The organism is Jannaschia sp. R86511, assembly GCF_042466345.1.
Lineage (GTDB): Bacteria > Actinomycetota > Actinomycetes > Actinomycetales > JBBAYJ01 > Aquipuribacter.
In genome coordinates this window covers 1,614,997-1,626,397 of record NZ_JAXHCD010000001.1, presented here as the reverse complement: position 1 = coordinate 1,626,397, position 11,401 = coordinate 1,614,997, and the positions used below count along the sequence as shown (strand labels likewise).

Annotated in this window: 11 protein-coding genes; 8 read left to right on the top strand and 3 right to left on the bottom strand. The window is 73.2% G+C overall.

Features of this window, described 5'->3' with window-relative positions; genetic code table 11:
* Positions 1-3: 3 nt before the first annotated feature.
* Positions 4-573, bottom strand: coding sequence for a DJ-1/PfpI family protein (locus SJY06_RS07815; protein WP_380166308.1), 570 nt, complete (start codon positions 571-573; stop codon positions 4-6).
* A 131-nt stretch (positions 574-704) separates the two neighbouring features.
* Positions 705-1,442: a GntR family transcriptional regulator gene (locus tag SJY06_RS07810; protein ID WP_380166306.1), complete on the bottom strand. Its 738-nt coding sequence runs from the start codon at positions 1,440-1,442 to the stop codon at positions 705-707.
* A gap of 176 nt (positions 1,443-1,618) precedes the next feature.
* Here SJY06_RS07810 and SJY06_RS07805 point away from each other — a divergent pair, with 176 nt between their 5' ends.
* The 7 genes from SJY06_RS07805 to SJY06_RS07775 all read left to right on the top strand — a co-directional run bounded on the left by SJY06_RS07805 (position 1,619) and on the right by SJY06_RS07775 (position 9,862).
* On the top strand, positions 1,619-2,890 hold the full coding sequence (locus SJY06_RS07805; protein ID WP_380166304.1) for an iron-containing alcohol dehydrogenase: 1,272 nt from the start codon (positions 1,619-1,621) through the stop codon (positions 2,888-2,890).
* A complete protein-coding gene (locus SJY06_RS07800; protein ID WP_380166302.1) occupies positions 2,887-4,362 on the top strand; it encodes an NAD-dependent succinate-semialdehyde dehydrogenase in 1,476 nt (491 codons plus the stop codon). Before SJY06_RS07805 ends, SJY06_RS07800 begins: the two co-directional genes overlap by 4 nt.
* Positions 4,363-4,442: 80 nt before the next feature.
* On the top strand, positions 4,443-5,852 hold the full coding sequence (locus SJY06_RS07795; RefSeq protein WP_380166300.1) for an extracellular solute-binding protein: 1,410 nt from the start codon (positions 4,443-4,445) through the stop codon (positions 5,850-5,852).
* A 5-nt stretch (positions 5,853-5,857) separates the two neighbouring features.
* On the top strand, positions 5,858-6,799 hold the full coding sequence (locus SJY06_RS07790; protein ID WP_380166298.1) for a carbohydrate ABC transporter permease: 942 nt from the start codon (positions 5,858-5,860) through the stop codon (positions 6,797-6,799).
* Positions 6,799-7,722: a carbohydrate ABC transporter permease gene (locus SJY06_RS07785; RefSeq protein ID WP_380166296.1), complete on the top strand. Its 924-nt coding sequence runs from the start codon at positions 6,799-6,801 to the stop codon at positions 7,720-7,722. The genes SJY06_RS07790 and SJY06_RS07785 overlap by 1 nt, the downstream gene beginning before the upstream one ends.
* On the top strand, positions 7,722-8,786 hold the full coding sequence (locus SJY06_RS07780; RefSeq protein ID WP_380166294.1) for an ABC transporter ATP-binding protein: 1,065 nt from the start codon (positions 7,722-7,724) through the stop codon (positions 8,784-8,786). The genes SJY06_RS07785 and SJY06_RS07780 overlap by 1 nt, the downstream gene beginning before the upstream one ends.
* Complete coding sequence (locus tag SJY06_RS07775) at positions 8,786-9,862, top strand: ABC transporter ATP-binding protein (protein ID WP_380166292.1); 1,077 nt, start codon at positions 8,786-8,788, stop codon at positions 9,860-9,862. Before SJY06_RS07780 ends, SJY06_RS07775 begins: the two co-directional genes overlap by 1 nt.
* On the opposite strand, the gene SJY06_RS07770 is transcribed toward SJY06_RS07775, so the two are convergent.
* The gene (locus tag SJY06_RS07770) at positions 9,789-10,619 is read right to left on the bottom strand and encodes a CPBP family intramembrane glutamic endopeptidase (RefSeq protein WP_380166290.1); all 831 of its coding nucleotides are present in this window, start codon (positions 10,617-10,619) and stop codon (positions 9,789-9,791) included. The genes SJY06_RS07775 and SJY06_RS07770 overlap by 74 nt on opposite strands.
* Before the next feature lie 202 nt (positions 10,620-10,821).
* Between SJY06_RS07770 and SJY06_RS07765 the strand changes: the two genes are divergently transcribed.
* Positions 10,822-11,397: a DUF3267 domain-containing protein gene (locus SJY06_RS07765; RefSeq protein WP_380166288.1), complete on the top strand. Its 576-nt coding sequence runs from the start codon at positions 10,822-10,824 to the stop codon at positions 11,395-11,397.
* Positions 11,398-11,401: the final 4 nt, after the last annotated feature.

The window sequence follows — 11,401 nt, the reverse complement described above, 5'->3', positions numbered from 1 at the left end:
CCCTCACGCCGGGACGGAGGCGACGTGCCGGGCGAAGAGCTCCATCATCGCCCGGCCGAACTGCGGCATGTCCGGCCAGCCCCGGCAGGACACCAGGTTGCCGTCGACCACGTCCGGGGCGTCGACGACCGTGGCCCCGGCGTTCTCCATGTCGCCGGTGATGGGCGGGAAGCACGCCGTCCGGCGTCCCTCGAGCAACCCGTAGACCGCGGGCACCTGCGCGCCGTGGCAGACCAGCGCGATCGGCAGGTCACGGGCGAAGAAGTGCTCGGTGATGCGGCGGACGTGGGCGTCGACGCGGATCCACTCCGGGGCCCGGCCGCCGGGGATGATGAGCGCGTCGTAGCGCTCGACGTCGACCTCGGACCACGGCACGTCGACGGGCAGCTTGCGGCCGTTCTTCTCGACGTAGGCGTCGGAGTTCGGGTCGAACTCGTGGATCACGAGCTGCACGTCGCGCAGGGTGCGGGAGGCGACGTCGCAGTCCCAGCCGCCCTCCTGCACGCGGTAGTAGGGGTACATGGTGTCGAGCTCCTCGGCGGCGTCGCCGGTCAGGAGCAGTGCTCTGGGCACCTGCGTCTCCTCGCACTCAACGGTGGGTGGGAAAGGAACGGGACCGGACTGACCGACCGAGGATCGGATCGGATCGGATCGCGGCGCGAGTCAGGATCGCGGGCCGGGGGCGCGGCGTCAACCCCCCGGGCTCAGCCGTCCTCCGCCGCGTCGAACAGCCGCCGGAACCGCTCGCCCGAGGCCATGATGTGCCGGCGCATGCCGTAGGCGGCGGCGTCGGGGTCGCGGGCGGCCACCGCGCTCAGCACCTCGTCGTGCTCGCCCATGGCCAGGTACGTGACCTGGGTGTCGTAGAGCAGGCGGAACAGGTGCACGTGCGTGTGCAGCCGGGCCAGCGCCTCGCGCACCAGGGCGTTGCCGGCGCTCTCGGCGATCAGGTCATGGAAGGCGGCGTCCCGGCGACCGAAGGCCCCGTAGGCGTGGTGCCGGTCGCCCTCGGCCAGCTCGGCCATCTCCGCCAGCATCCGCCGCAGCCGCTCCACCTGCTCGGGCGTCGCCCGCTCCGCGGCCCGGCGCGCCGCGGCCGGCTCCAGCAGCAGCCTCACCTCGAGCATGTCCTCGAACCGGTCCCGGGTGATCTGCGGCGGGATCCGGTAGCCGGCGTGGTGCACCCGCACCACCAGGCCGTCGGCCTCCATCCGGTTCAGGGCGTCCCGGATCGGGGTCTGCGACACCCCGAGCTCACGGGCCAGGGCGTCGATGGTGACCCGGGACCCGGGTTCGATCCGCAGCGACATCAGCTGCGCGAGCAGCGTGTCGTAGACCTCGTCGGCCAGCCGCTTGCGGGGCCTTCGGCCCGGGTCGCCGCCGTCCAGGGCCCCCGCCGCCGCGTGCACCACCGCCGTCGACTCGCTCTCCACTGCTGCCACGACCCTTCCCGGGAACCGTCCCGACCCGACTGTTGACACCGACCGACAGGCTGCCCCATGCTCTGGCCCGCTGGATCGTATAGGAAACGAGTCAACGCCGACACCTTCCCTCGACGACGAGGGGCCGTGGGTCCGGCCGCTCCCACCGCCGGACCGCCTACCGCTTGGAGCTCTGCATGAGCATGCTCGCCGTCCTCCGTGGACCGCGCCAGGTCCTGTTCGGCGCGGGCCAGCGGCACGCCCTCGGCGAGGTCACCGCCGCCCTGGGCCGTCGCGCTCTGGTGTGCACCGACGCGCGCTTCGGGGCCACCCCGGAGTTCGCCCACCTGGTGGGGCTCCTCGAGCGCACCGGTATCCGGGTCACGGTCTTCGCGCAGGTGCTCCCCGACGTGCCCGTGCACCAGGTGCTGGAGTGCGCGGCCCTCGCCGCACCCGCGGACCCGGACGTGGTGGTCGGCATGGGCGGGGGCAGCTGCCTCGACCTGGCCAAGGCGGTGGCCGTGCTGCTGACCCACGGCGGCGCGCCGTCGGACTACTACGGCGAGCTGCGCGTCCCCGGCCCCGTCCTGCCGGTCGTCGCCCTGCCCACCACGGCCGGCACCGGCTCCGAGGTCACCCCGGTGGCCGTGCTCACCGACCCGGAGCGGGTGAGCAAGGTGGGCATCTCCAGCCCGCACCTGATCCCCCACACCGCGCTGTGCGACCCCGAGCTCACGACCGCCTGCCCGCCGGGGCTGACGGCGAGCGCCGGGGCCGACGCGCTGTCCCACGCGGTGGAGGCCTTCACCGCGGTGCGGCGGCCCGGCACGGCCGCGCTGGCCGGCGAGCGGGTGTTCGTCGGCAAGAGCGAGCTCACCGACACCTACGCCCTGCTCGGCGTCCGCCTGATCGCCGCCAGCCTGCACCGGGCCTGGTCGACCCCCGACGACGCGGCGGCCCGCGAGGCGATGATGCTCGGCGCCACGGCGGGCGGCTTCGCGCTCGGCACCGCCGGCACCGCCGCGGCCCACGCGATCCAGTACCCGGTGGGGGCGTTGACGCACACCCCGCACGGGGTCGGGGTCGGGGTGCTGCTGCCGTACGTCATGGAGTTCAACCGGCCCGCGCGGGTCCCGGAGCTGGCCGCGATCGCCCGCGAGATGGGCGCGGACCCGGCCGCCTCGCCCGAGGACCTGGCCGACGAGGCCATCGAGCGCGTCGCGGCTCTGCTGGCCTCGGTCGGCATCCCGCGGACCCTGGCCGAGCTGGGGCTGCCCGCGGACCGGCTGCGCTGGACCGCCGAGCAGGCCATGGGGGCGGCCCGGCTGGTGGCCAACAACCCCCGTCCGCTGGACGTCGAGGCCATGGCGGGGATCGTGCGGGCCGCGCACTCCGGCGATCGGGGCGCGCTGCGTGAGGTGCCCACCCATCCGGTGGCCTCCGACCTGGCCGTGGCGGTGGCGCCGTGACCGTCCTGGAGGGGGCCATGCTGCCCGTCGTCGACGCCCTCGACGTACCCACCGACCTGCTGCTGGACGGCCGGTGGCGACCGGCGGGCAGCGGTCGCCGCCTGGCCGTCACCGACCCGTCGTCCGACGCGGTCCTGGCCACGGTCGCCGACGCCGGCGTCGAGGACGCCCGGGCGGCGGTGGACGCCGCGGCGGCGGCCGCGGCGGGCTGGGCGGCCACCGCGCCGCGGGCCCGCTCGGAGGTGCTGCTGCGGACCTTCGAGCTGATGCGCGACCGCAGCGAGGAGCTCGCGCTGCTCATCAGCCTGGAGAACGGCAAGGCGCTGCCCGACGCCCGCGCCGAGGTCGCCTACGCCGCGGAGTTCTTCCGCTGGTACGCCGAGGAGGGCGTGCGGCTGCGCGGTCAGCTGGGCGTCTCCCCCGGCGGCGCCAACCACATGCTGGTGAGCTACCAGCCCGTGGGCGTCAGCGTCCTGGTGACGCCCTGGAACTTCCCGGCCGCCATGGCCACCCGCAAGATCGCCCCCGCGCTGGCCGCCGGCTGCACGGCCGTGCTCAAGCCGGCGGCCGAGACGCCCCTGACCGCCCTGGCCGTCGCGGCGCTGCTGCTGGAGGCCGGGGTGCCGGCGGGGGTGCTGAACGTGGTGACCACGTCCGAGCCCGGGCCGGTGGTGGCGGCCATGCTGACCGACCGCCGCACCCGGATGCTGTCGTTCACCGGCTCCACCGAGGTGGGTCGGGTCCTGCTCCGCACCGCCGCGGACCAGGTGCTCAAGTGCGGCATGGAGCTGGGCGGCAACGCCCCGTTCCTGGTCCTGGCCGACGCCGACGTCGACGCCGCGCTCGAGGGCGCCATGGTCGCGAAGATGCGCAACGGCGGGCAGGCCTGCACCGCGGCCAACCGGTTCTACGTCCACACCGACGTGCACGACGCCTTCGTCGCGGGCCTGGTGGCCCGGATGGGCGCGGTGCGGGTCGGCCCGGGCAGCGACGAGGCGACCCGCTGCGGCCCCCTCATCGACCGGGCGGCCGTGGTCAAGGTCGACGGCCTGGTCCAGGACGCGCTGGACCGTGGCGCCCGCGCGCTGCTCGGCGGCCGCCCCGTCGACGGTGCCGGGTCGTTCTACCCGCCCACCGTGCTCGTCGACGTGCCGCCGCAGGCCCGGGTCCTGCACGAGGAGGTCTTCGGCCCCGTCGCCCCGGTGGTCCGCTTCGAGCACGAGGAGGACGTGCTCGCCGCGGTCAACGACACCGACTACGGCCTCGTGTCCTACCTGTACACCGGCGACCTGGCCCACGGGCTGGCCCTGGCCGAGCGGCTGGAGAGCGGCATGGTCGGTCTCAACCGCGGTCTGGTCTCCGACCCCGCGGCCCCGTTCGGCGGGGTCAAGCAGAGCGGCCTCGGCCGCGAGGGCAGCACCGAGGGGCTCCTGGAGTTCCTCGAGGCCCGCTACGTGGCGACCTCGTGGTGAGGCGCCGTCCCGAACCCCTGCCCGCTCCACCCCCAGCACCCCTGTCAGCAACGACCCCTACCCAGGAAGCAGGACACACCATGCGGAACGCAGAGCACACCCGACGGCGGTCGCTGCCCGGTCGACCGGCGCGGGTCACGGCAGCCCTCACCCTGGGCGCCACGGCGCTGGTGGCCTGCGGCGGGGGCGGCGGGTCCGAGGGCGGCGTCGCGGCGCCGGCCGCCGTCCCCGAGCTGACCGACGACCCGATCACGCTGAGCTTCATCTGGTTCGAGTGGCCGCCCGCCCAGGCGCTGGAGGACTTCGCCAACGCGGAGTACACCAAGGAGCGGCCCAACGTCACCGTCGAGGTGAACACCGTCCCGAACGCCAACTGGCACGACGCGATGTTCACGCAGTTCGCCGCCCGGCAGACCGACTTCGACATCGCGATCCTCGACTCCCAGCACATCGGCGAGGCCGTGACCAACAACAACATCCTCGACCTGACCGCCTTCATCGACGAGAACATCGACGTCGACGCCTACGACCCGTACCTGCTCGCGGCCTACGGGCAGTACCCGCAGGCGGAGACCGGCCAGCGCGACGAGGACGCCAGCCTGTACGGCCTGCCGCTGCTGGGCGACACCTGGACGATGATCTACCGCAAGGACCTGATGGGCGACGAGCCGCCGCAGACCTGGGACGAGATGATCGCCGCGGCCCAGACCTGCCAGGACGAGAACCCCGGGGTCAGCGGCCTGGCCTTCCACCAGTCCAACGGCTCGGACGCCGCGGCCGTCACCTACAACACGGTCAACGGCGTCTACGGCGGCAACCTGTGGGACTCCGCCGAGGGCCAGATCGAGGGCGTCATCAACGACGAGGCGGGCCAGAAGGCCATGGACGTCCTGGTCAACCAGATGAAGCCGCTGACCGCCCGCGGCTCCGGCAACTGGTTCATCGACGAGGTGAACGCCGCCGTCGCCCAGGGCCAGGCCTGCATCGCCTTCCAGTGGATCGCCGCCAGCGGTGGGCTGCTCGACCCCGAGCAGTCCACGCTCGGCGAGACCCGCGAGGAGATCGAGGCCGTGCTCGGCTTCGCCCCGCTGCCCAGCCAGGACACCGACTTCGTGCCGCTGGGCGGCATGGGGATGCACGTGTCCGCCTACGTCGACGAGGCCCAGCAGGCCGAGGCGCTCAGCTTCATGAAGTGGTTCGAGCAGGCGGACGTGCAGAAGCAGTGGGCCGCCGCCGGCGGTGTCCCCTCGCGCACCGACGCCCTGGAGTCGCCGGAGTTCCTCGACGCGGCCCCGTTCAACCAGGTCTACACCGACTCGGTGCCGCGGATGCGGGACATGTGGAACGTGCCCGAGTACGCCCAGCTGATCGACATCGAGAACACGAACGTCAACGCGGCCCTCAACGGGGCCAAGGACCCGGCCGAGGCGCTCGACGACATCGCCGAGCAGCAGCAGGGCGTCATCGACTCCAGCGGCGGGCTGGGCTGAGCCCGGTGACCACCACGACGGACCCGCCGGTGCGGGCGGGGGCGACCACGCCCCCGCCCGTCCCCGGGCGGGCCCCCCGCCTGACGGACCGCCGGCTGGCCGTCGCGTTCATCTCGCCGGCGATGCTGCTGCTGCTGACGATGTCGGTGTTCCCGCTGCTGTGGGCGCTGTACCTGTCCTTCACCGAGTACTCGGTGACCCGGGACGTGCCGCCGGCGTGGGTGGGCTTCGCCAACTACGCCGACGTCATCACCTCCTCCGAGGTGCACGCCCGCGCCCTGACCACGCTGCTGTACGTCGTGGGTGCGGTCAGCCTGCAGACGGTGCTGGGCTTCACGATCGCCTACCTGATCTCGCGCCGCCGGCGCGGCCAGGGGCTGCTCACCCTGCTGTTCCTGGTCCCGATGATGCTGTCGCCGGTCGTGGTGGGCCTGTTCTGGCGGTTCATGCTCGACACCCAGTTCGGCGTGGTGAACAGCCTGCTCGGCTCGGTCGGTCTCGGGCAGGTGGAGTGGCTCACGCAGCGGCGCACGGCGCTGCTGTCGCTCGTGATCGTCGACACCTGGCAGTGGACCCCGTTCATCATGCTGATCGCGCTGGCGGGGCTGACCGCCGTGCCGCGCTACCTGTACGAGGCGGCGTCCATCGACCGGGCCAGCGAGTGGTTCCGCTTCCGCCAGATCACCCTGCCGCTGGTGTGGCCGCTGCTGCTCATCGCGGTGATGTTCCGGGCCATCGAGGCCTTCCGGCAGTTCGACCTCGTGTTCATCCTCACCAACGGCGGCCCGGGGGTGTCCACCGAGACGTTGTCGTTCCACGTCTACAAGGTGGCGTTCCTCGGCTTCGACACCGGCACCGCGTCGGCCTACGGGATCCTCATGGTGATCGTCGTCATCGTGCTGGCCCAGTTCTACCTGCGGTACCTCGACAAGCTGAAGGAACGCTGATGGCCGTCTCCGTCGACCAGGCCGTGCCCGGGGGCACCGGCGGTCCCCCACCCGCGACCGCCCGCCCGCGACGGGCCCGGTCGAACCGGGTCCGCACCGTGGTCGAGATCGCGCTGCTCGTCGTCCTGGCCGTCGTCATGTGCTTCCCGGTCTTCTGGATGCTCGAGACGTCGTTCAAGCAGGGCCGCGACGTCTACGCCGTGCCGGCCCAGTTCTGGGGCTTCGACGTCACCCTCGACCACTACCGCGACGTGTTCGTGGCCCGCGGGGGTTCCGGCGCCTCGGGCCTGGCCGTGGCGTTCCAGAACTCGGTCGTCGTGGCCGGGGCGTCGACGCTGCTGGCCACGGTGCTGGGGGTGCCGGCGGCCTGGGCCTACTCGCGGTTCTCGGTGAAGGGCAAGAAGGACCAGCTGTTCTTCATCCTGTCGACGCGCTTCATGCCGCCGGTCGTCGTGGTCATCCCGATCTTCCTGATGTACCGGGAGCTCGGCCTGATCAACACCCAGCTGGGGCTGATCCTCATCTACGCCGCGTTCAACGTCCCCTTCACCATCTGGATGATGAAGGGCTTCGTCGACGAGGTGCCGGCGGAGTACGAGGACGCGGCCATGCTCGACGGGTACACCCGGCTGCAGGCGTTCCGGAAGTTCACCCTGCCGCTGCTGGTGCCCGGCATCGCGGCGACGGCGGTGTTCGCGCTGATCTTCTCGTGGAACGAGTTCGTCTTCGCGATCTTCCTGACCTCCAGCGCCGACGTGCGGACGGCGCCGCCGGCCATCGCGGGGCTGATCGGCGGCACGACGGTCGACTGGGGGCTGATCGCGGCCTCCGCGGTGGTGTTCGCCGCGCCCGTGCTGCTGTTCGCCTACCTGGTGCGCCGGCACCTGGTGGCGGGCGTCACCCTCGGGGCGGTGCGGCGCTGATGGCCGGCATCGAGATCACCGCGCTGCACAAGCGCTACCCGGACGGCACCGTGGCGGTCGAGCGGGTCGACCTGTCGATCCGCGACGGCGAGCTGTTCGTCATGCTCGGCCCGTCGGGCTGCGGCAAGACGACGACGCTGCGGGCGGTCGCCGGCCTCGAGCGGCAGACCTCCGGCGACATCCGCATCGGCGACACCCTGGTCAACGACCTGCCGCCCGCCGAGCGCGACATCGCGATGGTGTTCCAGTTCTACGCGCTGTACCCGCACCTGCGCACGCGCGACAACCTCGCGTTCCCGCTGCGGGCCGAGGGTCTGCCGGAGACCGAGGTGCGGGCGCGGGTGGCCGAGGCCGCGCGGATGCTGCAGCTGGAGAAGCTGCTCGACCGCCGGCCGGCGCGGCTGTCCGGCGGGGAGCAGCAGCGGGTGGCCCTGGCCCGGGCCCTGGTCCGGCGGCCCCGGGCGTTCCTCATGGACGAGCCGCTGACCAACCTGGACGCCGAGCTGCGGGCCGACATGCGCACCGAGATCAAGCACCTGCAGGCCCAGCTCGGCACCACGATGGTCCACGTCACCCACGACCAGGTGGAGGCGATGTCGCTCGGGCACCGGATCGCCATCCTCAACAAGGGGCGCCTGGAGCAGGTCGGCACCCCGCTGGAGGTCTACAACCGGCCGGCGAGCCTGTTCTGCGCCGCGTTCATCGGCTCCCCGCCGATGAACCTGCTCGAGGTCGAGGTGTCCGAGGGCGCCCTGCGGACCTCCGGCGGGCTGGCGATACTGCCCCCGCCCGACGCCCCGCGCGGGCGGCCCCTGGTCGCCGGGGTGCGACCCGAGGCGCTGGAGGTGGTGGCCGCGGGCGAGGCCGGCGCGGTGCCGGCCCGCGTGGTCTCCGCCGAGGCGCTCGGCGACGAGATCATCTACGTGGTTAGCAGCGGCGGGCGGGACCTGCGCGTCCGGATGCCCCCCACCTCGCGCTTCGCCCCGGACGCCCCGGTGGGCGTGCGGCACACCGGCGGGCCCCCGCCGGTGTACGACCCGACGTCCGAGGAGCTCGTGGCCTGATGGGGACCGTGACCGCGCAGGGGCTGCGCAAGGCGTTCGGCGAGGTGCAGGCGCTCGACGGGGTCGACCTGGACGTGCCCGACGGGTCGTTCTTCGTCGTGCTCGGGCCTTCGGGGGCGGGCAAGACGACGACCCTGCGGGCCATCGCGGGCCTGGAGCAGCTGGACGACGGCACCGTGCACCTGGACGGCCGGGACGCGACGGCGGACACCCCGGCCGGCCGCGACCTGGCGATGGTGTTCCAGAGCTACGCGCTGTACCCGCGAAAGACGGCGTTCGACAACATCGCGTCCCCGCTGCAGGCCCGGGGGACCGCCAAGGCGGACATCGCCACGGCCGTGGACCGGGTCGCGAACCTGCTGCACATCGAGCGGCTGCTCGGGCGCAAGCCGGCCCAGATGTCCGGCGGCGAGCAGCAGCGGGTGGCCCTGGCCCGGGCCCTGGTCCGCTCACCCCGGGCGTTCCTCATGGACGAGCCGCTCACCAACCTCGACCTCAAGCTGCGGGTGGAGATGCGCACCGAGCTCACCCGGATCCACCGCAGCCTGGGCAGCACGTTCGTCTACGTGACCAACGACCAGGTGGAGGCCCTGTCGATGGCCGACCAGGTCGCGGTGCTGCGCGAGGGGAAGGTGCAGCAGGTCGGCACCCCGACCGAGGTGTACGAGCGGCCCGCCAACCGCTGGGTGGCGGCCTTCGTCGGCAGCCCCCGGATCAGCCTGCTCGCCTGCCGCGCCCAGGGCGAGCACCTCGTCGGCGACCAGGGGTGGACCTTGCCCCGGCCCCGCTGGGCGACCGCCGAGGACGGTCGACCGCTGCTGCTGGGGCTGCGCGCGGAGGACCTGTCGGTCGAGCAGCGCGGCGAGGCCGTGCTGCCCGGCGAGCTGTACGGGCTCGAGCCGCTGGGCGACCGGACCGTGGTCGACGTCATGGTGGGGGCGGAGATGGTCAAGGTGAAGGCCCGCCCCACGGTCACCGGCACCCCCGGCGAGCGGCTGTCGGTCACGGTCGACCTGGACCGGGTGCACCTGTTCGACGCGGGGACCGGTCTGGCCCTGCCGACGGCCGGACGCTGACGGCGGACGACGGCGCCACGAGGTCTCCGCGTCCTCGTGCGGAGCCGGTGGTCACCGTGTCGCGCGACTGGCGTGCCGCGGCGTCGAGACGCCGCAGGACGACCACGCCGTAGCCGACGAAGCCCACCGCGTAGACGGCCGTGACCGCGACGTCGACCCCGGTGACGTCGGTCCGCTCGGTGCCGGTGGTGGCGAACGCCGCCAGGTCCACCAGCACGTGGATGACGACGACCGGCCAGAGGACCCCCGTGCGCAGCGTGACCGCGGCGTACCCGAACCCCACGGCCGTCGCGTAGACCACCTGGAGCAGGGTCGGAGCCAGAGCGGCGCCGGCCAGCACGTTCACGAGGTGCAGCAGCCCGAAGGCGGCCGAGGACACCACGGCCGCGGGCCAGATGCCGACCGGCAACAGCGAGCGCAGGACCAGCCCGCGGAACACCACCTCCTCGGCGAAACCCACCAGCACGGCCAGGAGGACGTAGTAGGCGAGCCGGCCCACCCCCACCGTCGTGAGTCCCGCCAGGGCCGCAGGCAGCACCGGCAGGAGCGGGAACGCCAGGACCCAGTACAGCCGCAGGTCCAGCCACCGGTCGAGGGGGCGGAAGCCGATGCCACGCCATGAGCGCGTGGCGGAGAGGGCCAGGACGACGACCACCGCGAGGACCAGGTCCGTGCTCAGGTCGACGACGTGGCGGTCCATCCCCAGCAGCGCACCGGCGGCCGTCGCAGCAGCGACCAGCAGGGTGAACGCGATCACGAGAGTGAGGCCTCGGACGTACGGCCGCGTGCGCCACGACCCCACCGCCTCACCGCCCTCTGACAGGACCTCAGGGTCGTCGGGACCGACGGCCACGACGCAGGACCTTCGTCCTCCCTCCGGCCGCCGTCCCGCCCGGCCCTGGACCACGAGCGGACCTTGGTCCCGGCCCGCGGGGTCCGACACGGGCCAGGCTCGGGTCATGAACGCTCCGAGCGTCGCCGTCCGTCCGTCACCACCACCGCCGGGATTGCTGGCCCACCGCACGACGGACCTGAAGCACGGCCGGTCCGCGGTCGCCGTCCAGGTGGTCTTCGCGGTCGTCGCCGCGGCCGCCGTGGGCCTCGCCCTCACATCGGACCTCCCGCTGGCCGGCGGCTGGGGCGCGGTGACGACCTGGCTGGTCACCCTGGCCCTGTGCGGGGTGTACATGGTGCTGCACGAGCTCACCCACGGCGCAGCGCTCAGGCTGCTGTCCGACTCCGGAGCGAGCTTCTCCGTCCGGTTCCCGTACCTGAGCACCGGCAGCGACGCCTGCCTGACCAAGGCCCGGTTCGTCGCCGTGGCGCTCGCCCCGATGGTCGTGTGCGGCGCCGTCCTGCTGGTGGCGCTGCTCACCGTCCCGGCCGCCTGGTTCCTCACCCTCTACGTGCTGACCGCGCTCAACCTCGCCGGCTCGGCCGGGGACCTCGTGCAGGTCGCGACGGTCGCGAGGATCCCCGCCGGCGCGCTGGTCCGGGACGACGGCAGCGAGACCACGGTCTACCTGCCGGCGTGACCGG